Genomic DNA, 15,997 nt, shown 5'->3' on the forward strand with positions numbered 1-15,997 from the left:
CCCGGTCTGCGGCTCTATGCTGGAGGCAGTTTCGTCTTTGAAGCCGCCGACCCAAGCTCCCAGGAAAGCCGCCATGCGTGTGCCCTGTCTCTACCTGCTGTTGCTGACCGCCCTGCCGGCCGCCGCGCAGATCTACCGCTACACCGACGCCCACGGCAACACTGCCTACAGCGACCAGCCGCCGGCCGGCGTACCCGGCCAGGCCGTCGAGCTGGCGCCGCTGAATCGCATCGAGGCGCCCAGGCCACTCACACCGCCCGGCGTCGATCCAGTACAAACGCCACCCACCCGCGCACCGACCTACACCACCCTGGAGCTGAGTGGCGTGCCGGATGGCGGCGTGGTGCGCGCTAATAACGGCAGCTTCAAGGTCCAAGTCCGCCTGCAACCGCCCCTGCACAACGAGCATCGCCTGCGCCTGCTGCTGGACGACCAAGCCTATGGCCAACCCGGCGACGTGCCGGACCTGCAACTGGTGAATATCGATCGCGGCGAGCACCGCCTGGCGGTACAGGTGCTCGATGGCGAGCGGGTGGTGCAGCAAAGCCCGCCGTTGACCTTCACCCTGCAACGGGTTCATCGACCCTGAGGTTGTGTCGCGTCTGGTGCTGCGAATACAGACGCCGCTCATGCTCGAGCAACCAGCGCTTGCGCCAGAGCCCGCCGCCATAACCGGTGAGCGAACCGTCGGAACCTATCACCCGGTGACAGGCAATCACGATGGCGATCTGGTTGGCGCCATTGGCCCGAGCCACGGCCCGCACGGCGGAGGCCGAACCTATGCTGCTCGCCACCTCGGCGTAACTACGGGTAACGCCTGGAGGTATCGCCCTGAGGGCCTGCCACACCGTACGGGTAAAGGCCGAAGCATTCAGCGCCAGAGGTGTGGCAAAGCTTGCCGACTCCCCGGCGAAAAATCGCCGCAACTCGCTTTCGATCTGGTCGATGGGGGCAAAACGTCCGAAGCCGATGGTCGAGCCGGTGTTCTCTTGCAGGCGCTTCAGCTCAGTGGCCAAGGCCGGGCGGTCGAAGAACTCCAGCAGATGCAGGGCCTGCGCATCGGCCACCGCCAGCATCACGCCGATCGGGGTTTGCAGCCAATCGGCCTTGAGCAGCTCGCAACCACGCAGGTTCGACGGCGGCTGGCCGAGCAGCCGGGTGAAGGCACTGCGAAAGCCGCTGTCGGAATCGAAACTGGCGCTGATCTGCGCATCGATCACGCTGGCGCCGCCCGCCAGTTGCTGCATGCCCTCGCCAATCCGCCGCAGCCGGGCCATTTCCAGGAAGGTCACGCCAAAGTGTCGCTTGAAGGCCCGGCGCACCGTGGAAGGGTCGAAGCCGAGCTCGACCAGATCGCCTTCATACCAGCGCTTGTCGGCATTGTTTTCCAGCAAGGTCAGCAGCTGCTTGACCAGGGGCTCCTGGGCACCTGTCTGCTCCAGCGGACGGCAGCGCAGGCAGGCGCGAAAACCCGCCTCGACACAGGCCTTGATCGAACTGAAGAACACCGTGTTTTCACGCTTGGGCTTGCGCGCCGCGCAGGTCAGCCGACAGAACACACCCGTGCTCTTGACCCCGACGAAAGCGAACCCGTCATAGGCCGGGTCGCGTTCGAGCAAGGCGCGGTACAGGGTGTCGTCATCGGGCAGTTGGAACAGCAAGGGGGCGTTGTCCATGGCCGTCTCCAGCACCAGAGAGAATGTCTGTGCACTGTAGAGCAGCGCCGCAGCGGATGCCGCCGCAAATCAGGCGTTGATTCGCCAACGGTCTCCCCCTGTAGATCAGCCTCAGGCGCGCTCGATCACCATCGCCACGCCCTGGCCAACGCCCACGCACAGGCTGACCACGGCGTAACGCTGGTTGTTGCGTTGCAGGGTGCGGCAGGCGCTCAACACCAGCCGGGCCCCGGACGCGCCCAGCGGGTGGCCGATGGCGATGGCGCCGCCATTGGGGTTGACCCGCGGATCGTCGAAATCCAGGTTCAGGGCCTTGAGACAGGCCAGCACCTGCGGCGCGAACGCCTCGTTGATCTCGATCAGGTCGAGCTGCTCCAGGCCGATGCGGGCCCGCTGCAGCGCCAGCAGAATCGCCCTGTGCGGGCCGATGCCCATGAACTGCGGCTCCACGCCGACCGACGCCGACGAGAGGATCCGCGCCATGGGCGCGACCCCATGTTCCATGCCGATCTCACGGCTGCCGAGCAGCAGCACCGCCGCGCCATCGTTGATCCCCGAAGCATTGCCGGCGGTCACCACGCCCTCGGCGAACAGCGTCGGCAATCGCGACAGGGCCGCCAGGTCGGAGCGGGGCCGCGGATGCTCGTCATCACAGACGGTCAAGGACTGGCCCTTGCGCCCGACCGGCACCTCGACGGCCATGATTTCGTCGTCCAGCACCCCTGCCAGCAAGGCCGCCTGGTAACGCGCCTGGGAGGCGGCGGCAAAGCGGTCGGCATCCTCGCGGCTGATGGCAAACCGGCGGGCCAGGTTGTCGCCGGTCTCGGGCATGCTGTGGTTGCCGTAGCGCTGCACCAGCCGCGGGTTGGCGAAGCGCGCGCCGATGGTGCTGTCGGCCACGTCCAGGGTCCGGCTGTAGGCACTCTCGGCCTTGGCCATGATGAAAGGCGCGCGGGACATGCTTTCGACGCCACCGGCCAGGTACAGCCGGCCCTCGCCGCAGGTGATCGCCCGGGCCGCATCGATCACCGCCGACAGGCCGCTGGCGCAAAGGCGGTTGACCGTCTGCCCGGGCACGCGCCAAGGCAGCCCGGCGCTGAGCAAGGCATTGCGCGCCAGGTTGCGGCTGTCCTCGCCGGCCTGGTTGGTACAACCGAGGATCACCTCTTCCAGCGCCTCGGCCGGTAGCCCCGAAGTTTCCAGCAAACGCACCAGCAAAGGCCCCACCAGATCGTCCGGGCGCACGCTGGCGAGGCTGCCGCCATGGCGGCCGAAAGGGGTTCGCAAGCCGCTGTAGATATAGGCATCAAGCATGAAAAGACTCTCGCAGAGGTAGGGATCGGCAGGCCTCAGGCCGGCATCGGGTTTTCCGGCTGGCGCAGGGACAGGCCCAGCAGGGCCCGCCGGCGCAACCAGCCGCTGGGGCGATAACGCGGGTCGCCAGTGAGCGCGTGCAGGCGTTCGAGGATCTGCAGCAGGCGCTCGGGGCCCAATTGGTCGCCCCACTCCAGCGGCCCCAGCGGGTAGCCAAGACCCAGGCGTACCGCCGCGTCGATATCGGCCACCGAGGCAATGCCCTGCTGGGCGATATCGCAGGCCAGGTTGACGATCGACGCCAGGGTGCGCTGGACGATGAAGCCGCAACTGTCGCGGATCAGCGTCACCGTGCCGCCGTCGGCGCTGAACAGCGCATGGGCGGCGTGCTGCATGTCTTCACGGGTCGCCGGGTTGAGCATCAGGCAGCGCTGGCTGTCGAGCGCGGTCAGGGTATCGATCGCCACCGTGCGCGACGGGTCTGTGGCATGGCGCAAGGCCGCTTCGCTGGCGTCATCGCCCAGCGGCGCCACCAGGCACAAGGCCGAGGAGGAAGGTCGCAGGCCGTTCTCGACCTTGGCCCCCAGGCGTTCGAGCAGGTCCAGCAGGCGCAGCCGGCCAACCTCGTCGTCGGCGGCGATCCACACCGGCGGCAGCGCCGAGCAATGGGGCACGGCCTGTGGCGGGCGCCGCGTATCGCCTGGCTCGTCGTAGAGGTAGAAGCCCTGCCCGCTCTTGCGCCCCAGGCGCCCCCCCGCCTGCATCAGCCGCAGCACGGGGTGAGGTCGATAGCGCGGCTCCTCGTAGAACTGCCGGTAGACCGACTCCATCACCGGCACGCTGACATCCAGGCCGATCAGGTCCAGCAGCTCGAACGGCCCCATGGCGAAACCGGCGCTGTCGCGCAGCAGTGCATCGATCCGCCACGCCGGGGCCACACCCTCGCTGAGGATGCGCAGCGCCTCGGTGCCAAAGGCCCGCCCGGCATGGTTGACGATAAAACCGGGAGAATCCTTGGCCCGCGCCGGGTAGTAGCCGATCGCGCGGACCAGCTCCTGCAAGCGGGCGCCGACGCTGGTGGCAAGGCCGTCGATCACCTCGACAATGCGCATCCGCGGCACCGGATTGAAGAAATGCAGCCCGGCGACGCGCTCCGGATGGCGGCACACCGAGGCAATCGCGGTGATCGACAGCGACGAGGTATTGCTGGCCAGGATCGCGCTCGGCGCCAGCACCTCCTCCAGTTGCCGAAACAGCTGCTGCTTGGCCTCCAGGTCCTCGACTATCGCCTCGATCACCAGTTGGCAGTCACACAGCGCTTGCAGGCTGTCGACCACTTCCAGGTTAAGCATGGCCGCCGCGGCGTCCTGCGGGGTGATGCGGGCCTTCTCGATCTGCTGGGCGAAGGTCGTCGCCAGCTGTTCCCGGGCCGTGCCCGCGGCACCCGGGCGCGCATCGAACAAAAACACCTTGAGCCCGGCCATGGCCATGACCTGGGCGATGCCCCGACCCATGGCTCCGGTGCCGACCAGACCGATGCGCTGCAATGGTTGTGTGGTCATTTCCCCTGGTACTCCGGTTTGCGTTTCTCAAGAAAGGCCTGCATGCCTTCACGCTGGTCATGGGAGCCGAACAGCAGCTGGAACGCCTTGCGCTCCAGCACCAGCGCCTGCTCCAGCGGCAGATCCATGCCGGCCAACACCACCTCCTTGATCTGCGCCACGGCCAGCGACGGCATGCCGGCGATGCTGGTAGCCAGGGCCAGGGCCCGCGGCAGGGTCTCGCTGTCCGCCACCACCTCGCTGACCAGGCCCAGGCGCAGCGCCTCGTCGGCCGGCACCTGGCAACCGGTGAGCAGCAGGCGCAGCGCCTGGAACTTGCCGACCGCGCGCAGCAGGCGCTGGGTGCCACCCGCCCCCGGCATCACCCCGACCTTGATTTCCGGCTGGGCAAAACGCGCCGAGTGACCGGCGACGATCAGGTCGCAATGCATCGCCAGCTCGCAGCCACCGCCCAGGGCGTAGCCGTTGACCGCAGCGATGACTGGCTTGCGACACGCCGAGATGGCTTGCCAGTGGCGCTCGGCATGCCGGGCATAGAGTTGCAGCGCGCTGGCGTTCACCAGCTCACCGAGGTCGGCGCCGGCGGCAAACACTGTATCGCCGCCGGTGAGCACCACCACCCGGGTCTGGGGGCAGGCATCCAGGCGGCGAAAGTGCTCGGCCAGCTCCTCGCGCAGCGCCATGTTCAACGCGTTGAGGGCCTGCGGGCGGTTCAACCGCAGCAGCGCCACGCCCGGCGCGGGGTGTTTCAGCAGGACCAGGGGTTGAGGGCTAACGGACTCGGGACTCATGGAATCTCCTGATGCAGATAGGGACCTGAGAGGTGCGCCAGAGACCCGGCGGGGCTCTGGCGCAGCCCTTCACTCGCGGACGATGCCGTGCTCGAACAGGTTTGCGATCGTCTGGTCGTCGAGACCCAGGCCCTCGAGCACCTCACGGGTGTTGGCCCCCAGCGCCGGCGGGGCACTGCGATAACTGGCCGGGGTCCGCGACAGCTTCACCGGCGAACCGACGCCGCGGTAGTCGCCGATCTCCACCAGCAGGCCGCGATGCCGGGTGTGCGGGTGTTCGACCACCTTGTCGATCGAGGCAATCGAGCCGCAGGGCACGCCCAGGCGGATCAGGCGCTGCGCCAGGAGCGTGCCGTCGTGCTCGGCGAGCCGCGCCTCCAGCGCCTGTTTCAGCGCCTCGCGGTTGACCGAACGGCAGCCGTTGTCGGCAAAGCGCGGGTCGTCCAGCAAGGCGCCGGCGTCCAGCTGCTCGCACAACTTGGCGAACTGCCGGTCGTTGCCGACCGCCAGGAAGATCGGCTCGGTACCGGTGCGGTAACTGTCGTAGGGAGCGATATTCGGGTGGGCGTTGCCGGTGCGTTGCGGGGTCTTGCCGGCGGCAAAATAGTTGGCCAGATGCGGGTGCAGCAGGGACACGCCGCAGTCGTACAGGGTGATGTCGAGGGACTGCCCCAGGCCACTGCGATGGCGTTCGTTGAGCGCCAGGAGAATCCCCGCCAGGGCATTGAGCCCGGTGACCATATCGACGATCGGCAGGCCGATGCGCAACGGGCCGCTGTCGGCCTCGCCGTTCACGCTCATCAACCCGGCCATCGCCTGGATCACTGCGTCATAGCCGGGCAACCCGCCCAGCGGGCCGTCACTGCCAAAACCAGAAACCGCGCAGTGGATCAGTGTCGGGAAACGCTGGCTCAGCACCTCGACATAACCGATGCCCCAACGCTCCAGGGTGCCAGGCTTGAAGTTCTCGATCAGCACGTCGGCATCTTCCAGCAGGCGCATCAGCAGCGTGATGCCCGCGGGCCGGGACAGGTCCACGGCGATCCCCTGCTTGTTTCGGTTCACGCCCCTGAAGTACGAAGCATCGGCGCCCTCGAAAGGCGGGCCCCAGCCGCGGGTCTCGTCGCCGCTCAAGGGTTCCAGCTTGATCACTTCGGCGCCGTGGTCGGCCAGGGCCTGGGAGCAGTAGGGACCGCCCAGCACGCGGCTGAGGTCGATCACTTTCAGGCCGGCCAGGGCCCCTTTTGAATGATTCATGGCAGTTCTCTGAAAAATGGGCAGGGCCGTTCAGGCCGGCAACAGCTGCATCGCGTCGGCTTTCGACAACGGGCCTTCATTGGCCAGGAGCGCCAGCAGCTCAGGTTCGAGCGCTGGCTCCGGACGCAGCGGATCGCGGGGCAGCAGCTTGTGCTGGAGCAGCAGATGGGCCAGGGCCAGGCGCCGATAATCGGGGGCCTGGCGGCTTGCCTCCCAGGCCATGAAGATCGCCGTGGCGGTGTGATAGAGGGCACTGCCGGCCAGGCGCACATGGTCGTCGCGGCGCTCTTGCGCGACCTTTTCGATGGCCGCGACCGCCCGTTGCAGGACTGTCTCGAACAGCCGCTGGCTGGCCGCCGGCAGGTCGGCCTCGGCGAGCAGCCCGGCGAGGTAATGCCGCAGCGGTTCCAGGGCCTGTTCGCGGGTCACGGCGCGGGCGATATCCAGCGCGACGATGTTGCTGGTGCCCTCCCAGATCGAGCCCAGGTGGGCATCGCGCACCAGCCGCGCATCGCTCCATTCCTCGATGTAGCCAACCCCGCCGCGTACTTCCATGGCGTCCCCGGTGACCCGCCGCGCATCGCGGCAGGCGCGGAACTTGATCAGCGGAGTGAGGATGCGCACGCACTTGCGCGCCGCCTCGTCGCCTACATCGGCCTTGGGCAGCAGCGTGGCGATCTGTATGAACATCGACCGGGCCTGCTCGGCGGGCAGCATCATTTTCAGCAGCTGGCGCTGCATCAACGGCATCTCGATCAGGTGGCGGCCAAAGGCCCGGCGATGGCGGGCGACATAGAGCGCCTCGTTGACCCCACGGCGCATCAGCCCGGCGGCCCGCACCCCGTTGGACAGGCGCGACATATTGATCATGTCGGCCATCTGCTGGAAGCCGCGGCCGACCTCGCCGATCAGGTAGGCGGTGGCGCCGTCCAGACTGATTTCGCCGCTGGCCATGGAGCGGCTGCCCAGCTTGTCCTTCAGCCGCAGAATCCGATAGGCATTGCGCGAGCCATCGGGTCGGAGCTTGGGCAGCAGGAACAGGCTGACCCCCTTCATGCCCTCCGGGGCGTCTTCCGGACGGGCCAGGACCATGGCCAGGTCGGCGTCCGGGTTGGAGCAGAACCACTTGTCGCCGAACAGCCGCCACTCGCCGTTCTCCAGGCGCGCGCGGGTTTCGGTGCGCGACACGTCGGAGCCGGCCGCCTGTTCGGTCATGAACATCGCGCCCTGGAACAACCGGTCGAAATCCCGCGAAGCCAGGGACGGCAGGTAGCGCGCCACCAACTCCGGAGAACCGTACTTGCGCAGGGTGCGGGTCAGCGAGTCGGTCATGCTCACCGGGCAGCACAGGCCGAACTCGGCCTGCACGAAAAGGAAGGTCAGGGCGTACTTGACCAGCGGCAGCACCGGCTCGGCGCAATGGCTCATGGAGGCCAGGCCCAGCTCGGCATACGCGGCGCGCTCCAGGGCGATGAAATCCGGGTGCTTGTGGATGCTTTGCAGGTCTTCGCCGCGACGGGTGCGCGGCAACAGTTGCGGCGGGTTCTTGTCCGCCGAGAGCGCCAGCACATCCAGCTCGCCACCGGCCCGCCCACCGAGCTGGCGCAAGGTCGGCAACCACTGGGCGAACAGCTGCGGCGGCAGGTAGACCTTGAGCAGGGCTGCCAGTCCGACATCGCAGTCGAACAGATTTAGACCCCGGCTGTCGGGGATATTCAGGGTGTCTTGGGCGGGTTCAGGCAAGGCAGTCATGGCGTCTCTCCAGGCTCTTTTGCCCCCGAGACTAGAGTCGCCATCGATAAGTATCTAATACAAAATCAATCCACTACGATAAGAAAACCAGATCGTAAAGCGAGGACGCCAGCATGGATCTCAAACAGCTTCGTTACTTCGTCGCGGTCGCCGAAGAGCTGCATTTCGGCCGGGCCGCCGCTCGCCTGTTCATCTCCCAGCCGGCCCTGAGCTTCGATATCAAGAAGCTCGAAAGCCAGCTGGACGTGCAGTTGCTGACCCGCAACAACAAGTCGGTAAGCCTGACCAACGCCGGCCAGGTGCTGCTCGACGAAGCCCGTTACCTGCTGCTGCGGGCCGAGCAGGCCCGACGCCTGACCCTGCGCTCGGCCCAGGGTTTCGTCGGCCGGCTGAGCATCGGTTTCGTCAACTCGATCCTGCACCGCGGCCTGCCGCAGGCGGTGCGGACCTTCGAGCAGGATCACCCGGACACCGAGATCGTGCTGATGGAGATGAACAGCGCCGAACAGGCCCAGGCGCTGCAACGCGGGCAGATCGATATCGGCTTCGTGCACTGGAGCCACTTTCCCGAGAGCATCCGCGGCGAGCCGGTCCTCGCCGAGCCTTTCCTCTGCTGCCTGCCCCAGGGCCACCGGCTGGCGGGCGAGTCGCGCATCGACCTGGCGCAGTTGGCCAACGACGACTTCATCCTGTTTCCGCGCAATGTCTCGCCGCACTATCACGACCTGATCATCGCCCGCTGCGTGGCGGCCGGCTTCAGCCCGCGCATCCGCCACGAAACCCGGCTCTGGCAAACGGTGGTGGCGATGGTCGCCTACGAAATGGGCGTGGCCCTGGTGCCGCAGACCCTGGCCGGCACCTGGAAAGAGGGTGTGCATTACTGCGAAATCAGCGGCGACGGTGCGTTGTCGGAGGTCCACGCCATCCGCCATGCGGACAAACCATCGGCTGCAGCGGAGAGTTTCCTGACGGTGCTCAAGGCCCTGCAAAAGCCCGTGGCGCCGGGACTTTGAGGGCCGTCGACCATACGAAATCCCGTATCACACAATAAGATTTAATCATTATTTTTTTCATTCCTGCCTGTATAGGCTCCGTGCCGTCGGACCTTGCAAATGCGTGATGCGCCTGTTCGTGCAACGAGTATCCGGAGCGGTCGCCAGACGACCTCCCGCGGCGCAAATAACAATAACAACTGCAGGAATTGAATATGAATGCCGCCCAGCACGCTGCCGCGCACAAGAAAGCCCGCAAGGCGGGAATCGCCTCGTTCATCGGCACCACCATCGAATGGTATGACTTCTACGCCTACGGGATCGCCGCCGCGCTGGTCTTCGGCAAGGTGTTCTTCCCCGCCGACCTGCCTGCGGGCACCGCCACCCTGCTGTCGTTCCTGACCCTCTGGGCCGGCTTCATCGCCCGCCCCGTCGGCGGCATCATCTTCGGCCACCTGGGCGACAAGATCGGGCGCAAGACCACCCTGGTGATCACCCTGATCATGATGGGCGTGGCCACCACCTGCATCGGCCTGCTGCCCAGCTACCTGCAGATCGGTATCTGGGCGCCGATTGCCCTGGTGGTGCTGCGCATCATCCAGGGCATCGCGGTGGGCGGCGAATGGGGCGGCGCCATTCTCATCGCCAGCGAAAGCGCGCCCAAGGGCAAAGGCATCCTGTACGCGGCGTTCGCCCAGCAGGGCTCGCCGGCCGGCAACCTGCTGGCGACCCTGGTGTTCTTCGGCCTCAGCGCCCTGCCCGCGCCGGACTTCCTGCTGTGGGGCTGGCGTATTCCGTTCCTGCTCTCGGCTGCACTGGTCCTGGTGGGCATGGTGATTCGCCTCAAGCTCGAAGAGTCGGACGACATGAAGCGCCTGATCCAACAGAAAAAGACCGTCAAGCTGCCGATCCTGGAGGTCCTGCGCAACCACTGGCAGATCGTGCTGCTGGGGGCCGGCGTGCTGCCGATCATCCATGTCACCTACTTCAAGAGCACCTTTGCCCTGTCCTGGGCCACCAAGGAGCTGGGCTACAGCCAGAGCACCTTTCTCAGCGTGATCGTCATCGCCCTGGTGGTGCAGTTCATCACCCAGCCCCTGGGCGCGGTGCTGGTCTCGAGAATGGACATGCGCAAGGCCGTGGTGCTGATGGTGCTGCCGGAGTTCTTGCTGATGCCGGCGATGTTCTTCGCCGTGGAAACCGGCGTCTACTGGATCGCGGTACTCGGTATGTGCCTGGCCACCGTGCCGCACTCGATGTTCTATTGCGCCGTCGGCGGCATCCTGGCCCGCGCCTTCCCGACCAAGGTGCGCTACAGCGGCCTGTCGATTTCCTACCAGCTCTGTTCCCTGCTGGTGGGCGGCGCCACGCCGGTCCTGGCCCAGGGCATTCTCAACAACACCGGAAGCATTGTCGGCGTGGCCATTGCCTCTGCCTGCTACGCCCTGGTGTCCCTGGTGTGCATGCTCCTGCTGCTCAAGCGCATCGGCCACAACGCCGCCGACCTGTCCACCGCCGAGCAGGCGGACGCCGACGAACTGGCCCGCGAACCCCGCGCCACGCCGCTGAACGAGGAGCCGATCACGCCACAGCAGGGTATCGACAAGGACCCGCACCCCGCCCACTGATACGCCATCCGCCGCATTCTTCCAGGCCCGCCAGCAAGCGGGCTTTTTGCGTTGGCTTTCCACCTTTGGCCCTGGGCATTCTTTAGCGCACCGCCAAAGAAAACGCACTATATTGGTGCATCAAACTGCACCTTCATCCATCCACAGCCCATTTTGGTTCGAAAGTACCCAGCGCAGCCGGCAAAACGCTGCGAAAGAGAACTTTAAACGTCTGTTTCAGGGCTCGAGCGCTTCTTTTCGGAGCCTTGGTTTGGTTTTTGCATTTTCCCGATCACAGCGCTCTGTCCACGCGCGCGCCATGCTCCAAAAGAGGTCCTAATGACCATCAGCGATCAATTGCACCGCTTGCTACTCGACAACCTGACCACCGCGACCATCCTGCTCAACGCCGACCTGCGCCTTGAGTACATGAACCCGGCGGCGGAGATGTTGCTGGCTATCAGTGGCCAGCGCAGCCATGGGCAATTCATCAGCGAACTGTTCACCGAGTCGGCCGAAGCCCTGAGCTCCCTGCGCCAGGCGGTGCAACAGGCGCACCCGTTCACCAAGCGCGAAGCCATGCTCACCGCGCTGACCGGCCAGACCCTGACCGTGGACTACGCCGTGACACCGATCCTGAGCAATGGTGACACCCTGCTGTTGCTGGAGGTCCACCCCCGTGACCGCCTGCTGCGGATCACCAAGGAAGAGGCTCAGCTGTCCAAGCAGGAAACCAGCAAGATGCTGGTGCGCGGCCTGGCCCATGAGATCAAGAACCCCCTCGGCGGGATTCGCGGCGCCGCCCAGTTGCTGGCCCGCGAACTGCCGGACGAGAACCTCAAGGACTACACCAACGTCATCATCGAAGAGGCCGACCGCCTGCGTAACCTGGTGGACCGCATGCTCGGCTCCAACAAGCTGCCGTCGCTGGCCCTGTGCAACGTGCACGAAGTGCTGGAGCGCGTGAGCAGCCTGGTGGAAGCCGAAAGCCAGGGCTGCATCACCCTGGTGCGCGACTACGACCCAAGCATTCCCGACGTGTTGATCGACCGCGAGCAGATGATCCAGGCGGTGCTCAACATCGTGCGCAACGCGATGCAGGCCATCAGCAGCCAGAACGAGCTGCGCCTGGGCCGCATCTGCCTGCGTACCCGCACCATGCGCCAGTTCACCATCGGCCACGTGCGCCACCGCCTGGTGACCAAGATCGAGATCATCGACAACGGCCCGGGCATCCCCGCCGAACTCCAGGAAACCATCTTCTTTCCCATGGTCAGCGGCCGTCCGGACGGTACCGGGCTGGGCCTGGCCATTACCCAGAACATCATCAGCCAGCACCAGGGCCTGATCGAGTGTGACAGCCATCCCGGCCACACCACGTTCTCGATCTTTCTGCCACTGGAACAAGGAGCCCCATCGACATGAGCCGTAGTGAAACCGTGTGGATCGTCGATGACGACCGTTCTATCCGTTGGGTTCTGGAGAAAGCCTTGCAACAGGAGGGCATGACCACCCAGAGCTTCGATAGCGCCGATGGTGTGATGAGTCGCCTGGCCCGCCAGCAACCGGACGTGATCATCTCCGACATCCGTATGCCCGGCGCCAGTGGCCTGGACCTGCTGGCGCGGATCCGCGAGCAGCACCCGCGCCTGCCGGTGATCATCATGACCGCGCACTCCGACCTGGACAGCGCTGTCGCCTCCTACCAGGGCGGCGCCTTCGAGTACCTGCCCAAGCCGTTCGATGTCGACGAAGCGGTGTCCCTGGTCAAGCGCGCCAACCAGCACGCCCAGGAGCAGCAAGGCCTGGAGGTGATCCCGGCGCTGGCCCGCACCCCGGAAATCATCGGTGAAGCGCCGGCGATGCAGGAGGTGTTTCGCGCCATCGGTCGCCTCAGCCATTCCAACATCACCGTGCTGATCAACGGGGAATCCGGTACCGGTAAAGAGCTGGTGGCCCACGCCCTGCACCGTCACAGCCCACGGGCGGCTTCGCCGTTCATCGCGCTGAACATGGCGGCGATCCCCAAGGACCTGATGGAATCCGAGCTGTTCGGCCATGAAAAAGGCGCCTTCACCGGCGCGGCCAACCTGCGGCGCGGGCGCTTCGAACAGGCCGACGGCGGCACCCTGTTCCTCGACGAGATCGGCGACATGCCGGCCGACACCCAGACCCGCCTGCTGCGGGTGCTGGCCGACGGCGAGTTCTACCGGGTCGGCGGGCATACGCCGGTCAAGGTCGACGTGCGCATCATCGCCGCGACCCACCAGAACCTGGAAACCCTGGTGCACGCAGGCAAGTTCCGTGAGGACCTGTTCCACCGCCTGAACGTGATCCGCATCCATATCCCGCGCCTGTCGGACCGTCGCGAAGACATCCCGACCCTGGCCAAGCACTTCCTCAGCCGCGCCGCCCAGGAGCTGGCCGTCGAGCCCAAGCTGCTGAAAAGCGAGACCGAGGAATACCTGAAGAACCTGCCGTGGCCCGGCAACGTGCGCCAGCTGGAGAACACCTGCCGCTGGATCACCGTGATGGCTTCGGGTCGCGAAGTACATATCAGCGACCTGCCGCCGGAACTGCTGAGCCTACCGCAGGATTCGGCGCCGGTGACCAACTGGGAACAGGCCCTGCGCCAGTGGGCCGACCAGGCCCTGGCTCGCGGCCAGTCGAGCCTGCTGGACAGCGCGGTGCCGAGCTTCGAGCGGATCATGATCGAGACCGCCCTCAAGCACACCGCCGGCCGCCGTCGCGACGCCGCCGTGCTGCTGGGCTGGGGCCGCAACACCCTGACGCGCAAGATCAAGGAGTTGGGGATGAAGGTCGACGGCGGGGATGACGAGGACAGCGACGAGGGCTGAGCCGCTGCAAGCCTGTAGCCGCTGCCGCAGGCTGCGATAAGGCCGAAGGCCTTCAGCGATCTTGAGATCCTGCGCGCCCTTCGGGCGCGATCGCAGCCTTCGGCAGCGGCTACAGATCCCCCCGCCCGCAAACCGCGGACGCCTTGCGTCCGACAATGTTCGTAAATTTTCCTTTTCCCGTCTTTCGATGAGTTTTTTCAATCGAAGTCGACTGGCTGTCGACGTGTTTCTGCGCTACCATTTTCGCAAATGAACATTCATGTTCGATTTCAAATATCAGAAGAACACGAGGCCAGCCGATGCCCACTTCCACCTTGCCCGCGCCCCCTCTCGCCGAGATTTATGACATTGCCGTGATCGGCGGTGGGATCAATGGTGTCGGCATCGCCGCCGATGCCGCCGGGCGTGGCCTGTCCGTGTTCCTTTGCGAAAAAGACGACCTGGCCAGCCATACCTCCTCGGCCAGCAGCAAGCTGATCCACGGTGGCCTGCGCTACCTCGAACATTACGAATTCCGTCTGGTGCGCGAAGCCCTGGCCGAACGCGAAGTGCTGCTGGCCAAGGCCCCGCATATCGTCAAGCCCATGCGTTTTGTCCTGCCGCACCGCCCGCACCTGCGCCCGGCGTGGATGATCCGTGCCGGCCTGTTCCTTTATGACCACCTGGGCAAGCGGGAAAAACTCGCCGGTTCCAAGAGCCTGAAGTTCGGTGCCGACAGCCCGTTGAAAGCCGAGATCACCAAAGGCTTCGAATACTCCGACTGCTGGGTCGACGACGCGCGCCTGGTGGTGTTGAACGCCATGGCCGCCCGGGAAAAAGGCGCCCACGTGCATACCCAGACCCGCTGCATCAGCGCCCGCCGCAGCAAGGGCATGTGGCACCTGCACCTGGAGCGCGCCGACGGCAGCCTGTTCTCGATTCAAGCCAAGGCCCTGGTAAACGCCGCCGGCCCATGGGTCGCCAAGTTTATCAAGGATGACCTGAAGCTGGACTCGCCTTACGGCATCCGCCTGATCCAGGGCAGCCACCTGATCGTGCCGAAACTGTACGAAGGCGAACATGCGCACATCCTGCAGAACGAAGACCAGCGCATCGTTTTCACCATTCCGTACCTGAACCACTTCACCCTGATCGGCACCACCGACCGCGAGTACACCGGCGATCCGGCGAAGGTGGCGATTACCGAAGGCGAAACCGACTACATCCTGAAAGTGGTCAACGCCCACTTCAAGAAGCAGCTGAGCCGCCAGGACATCGTGCACACCTACTCCGGCGTGCGCCCGCTGTGCAACGACGAGTCCGACAACCCATCGGCCGTGACCCGCGACTACACCCTGGCGCTGTCCGGCAATGCCGACGAAGCGCCACTGCTGTCGGTGTTCGGCGGCAAGCTGACCACCTACCGCAAGCTGGCCGAATCGGCCATGGCCCAGCTGACGCCATTCTTCAAGCACATCAAGCCGAGCTGGACCGCCCACTCGACTCTGCCCGGCGGCGAAGACATGACCACCCCACAGGCACTGGCCGAAGCGATTCGCCAGAAGTTCGACTGGGTGCCCAGCGAAATCGCCCGCCGCTGGGCCACCAGCTACGGCAGCCGCACCTGGCGCCTGCTGGAAGGCGTGCACAGCCTGAGCGACCTGGGCGAGCACCTGGGTGGCGGCCTGTACACCCGTGAAGTCGATTACCTGTGCAGTGAGGAATGGGCGGTCAATGCCCAGGACATCCTCTGGCGCCGCAGCAAGCTGGGCCTGTTCACCACACCGGCCGAGCAGGAAAAACTCCAGCACTACCTGCAGAAGGTCGAGCAGAACCGGGCGAAGATCGAAGCCGCCTGATCGCCCCTCCTATAAAGAAGCCCCCGCGCCACACGGCCCGGGGGCTTTTTCATGCCTACCGCTTTTGTAGGAGCGAGCGGGCGGCGATCCGACTTGCCCGCGATGAACCATAACGCGATCCAACAGGTACAACTCAGCGCCCGGATCGCGGGCAAACCTCGCGCCTACAGGGGAATGAGTCCGCCCCTGCTGGGCATTCGGTTTTCCGAACGCGACTTTCGGGTCGATTCGGATAACCGGATAAAGACCGCCGCCAATATCCGCCATAAATATTTAATAGCCTTTCAAATCAAGGCCTTGATACGGATCAGCTGGCCTGGCACGACTCATGCTCTACACTCTCCGACGAA

General features: G+C 65.5%; 12 protein-coding genes. 6 read left to right on the forward strand and 6 right to left on the reverse strand.

Going from position 1 to position 15,997, the window contains the following annotated elements; all coding sequences use genetic code 11:
* The first annotated feature begins 73 nt into the window (after positions 1 to 73).
* On the forward strand, positions 74 to 589 hold the full coding sequence (locus J4D52_RS05740; protein WP_063427844.1) for a DUF4124 domain-containing protein: 516 nt from the start codon (positions 74 to 76) through the stop codon (positions 587 to 589).
* Here the strand turns inward: J4D52_RS05740 and J4D52_RS05745 are convergent.
* The 6 genes from J4D52_RS05745 to J4D52_RS05770 form a co-directional block, all read right to left on the reverse strand.
* Positions 561 to 1,676, reverse strand: a complete 1,116-nt coding sequence (locus tag J4D52_RS05745; RefSeq protein ID WP_025808259.1) for a bifunctional transcriptional activator/DNA repair enzyme AdaA — start codon at positions 1,674 to 1,676, stop codon at positions 561 to 563. The genes J4D52_RS05740 and J4D52_RS05745 overlap by 29 nt on opposite strands.
* A gap of 111 nt (positions 1,677 to 1,787) precedes the next feature.
* Complete coding sequence (locus J4D52_RS05750) at positions 1,788 to 2,990, reverse strand: 3-oxoadipyl-CoA thiolase (RefSeq protein ID WP_102677344.1); 1,203 nt, start codon at positions 2,988 to 2,990, stop codon at positions 1,788 to 1,790.
* Between the two features lie 35 nt (positions 2,991 to 3,025).
* Positions 3,026 to 4,552, reverse strand: a complete 1,527-nt coding sequence (locus tag J4D52_RS05755; RefSeq protein WP_102677345.1) for a 3-hydroxyacyl-CoA dehydrogenase — start codon at positions 4,550 to 4,552, stop codon at positions 3,026 to 3,028.
* Positions 4,549 to 5,343, reverse strand: a complete 795-nt coding sequence (locus J4D52_RS05760) for an enoyl-CoA hydratase (protein WP_102677346.1) — start codon at positions 5,341 to 5,343, stop codon at positions 4,549 to 4,551. Before J4D52_RS05760 ends, J4D52_RS05755 begins: the two co-directional genes overlap by 4 nt.
* A gap of 69 nt (positions 5,344 to 5,412) precedes the next feature.
* Positions 5,413 to 6,600: a CaiB/BaiF CoA-transferase family protein gene (locus J4D52_RS05765; protein WP_102677347.1), complete on the reverse strand. Its 1,188-nt coding sequence runs from the start codon at positions 6,598 to 6,600 to the stop codon at positions 5,413 to 5,415.
* A gap of 30 nt (positions 6,601 to 6,630) precedes the next feature.
* Positions 6,631 to 8,352, reverse strand: coding sequence for an acyl-CoA dehydrogenase family protein (locus J4D52_RS05770; protein ID WP_063427834.1), 1,722 nt, complete (start codon positions 8,350 to 8,352; stop codon positions 6,631 to 6,633).
* 113 nt (positions 8,353 to 8,465) lie between these two features.
* Between J4D52_RS05770 and J4D52_RS05775 the strand changes: the two genes are divergently transcribed.
* The 5 genes from J4D52_RS05775 (at position 8,466) to glpD (ending at position 15,647) form a co-directional block, all read left to right on the forward strand.
* Positions 8,466 to 9,365: a LysR substrate-binding domain-containing protein gene (locus tag J4D52_RS05775; RefSeq protein ID WP_063427832.1), complete on the forward strand. Its 900-nt coding sequence runs from the start codon at positions 8,466 to 8,468 to the stop codon at positions 9,363 to 9,365.
* A 194-nt stretch (positions 9,366 to 9,559) separates the two neighbouring features.
* Complete coding sequence (locus J4D52_RS05780; protein WP_110721765.1) at positions 9,560 to 10,972, forward strand: MFS transporter; 1,413 nt, start codon at positions 9,560 to 9,562, stop codon at positions 10,970 to 10,972.
* A gap of 318 nt (positions 10,973 to 11,290) precedes the next feature.
* The gene (gene glnL / locus J4D52_RS05785; protein WP_025808271.1) at positions 11,291 to 12,376 is read left to right on the forward strand and encodes a nitrogen regulation protein NR(II); all 1,086 of its coding nucleotides are present in this window, start codon (positions 11,291 to 11,293) and stop codon (positions 12,374 to 12,376) included.
* Complete coding sequence (ntrC, locus tag J4D52_RS05790) at positions 12,373 to 13,809, forward strand: nitrogen regulation protein NR(I) (protein WP_025808272.1); 1,437 nt, start codon at positions 12,373 to 12,375, stop codon at positions 13,807 to 13,809. The genes glnL and ntrC overlap by 4 nt, the downstream gene beginning before the upstream one ends.
* 299 nt (positions 13,810 to 14,108) lie before the next feature.
* On the forward strand, positions 14,109 to 15,647 hold the full coding sequence (gene glpD / locus J4D52_RS05795) for a glycerol-3-phosphate dehydrogenase (protein WP_102676080.1): 1,539 nt from the start codon (positions 14,109 to 14,111) through the stop codon (positions 15,645 to 15,647).
* Positions 15,648 to 15,997: the final 350 nt, after the last annotated feature.

Origin of the sequence: Pseudomonas sp. GW460-12-10-14-TSB1 (assembly GCF_017349775.1) — a bacterium.
GTDB lineage: Bacteria > Pseudomonadota > Gammaproteobacteria > Pseudomonadales > Pseudomonadaceae > Aquipseudomonas > Aquipseudomonas piscium.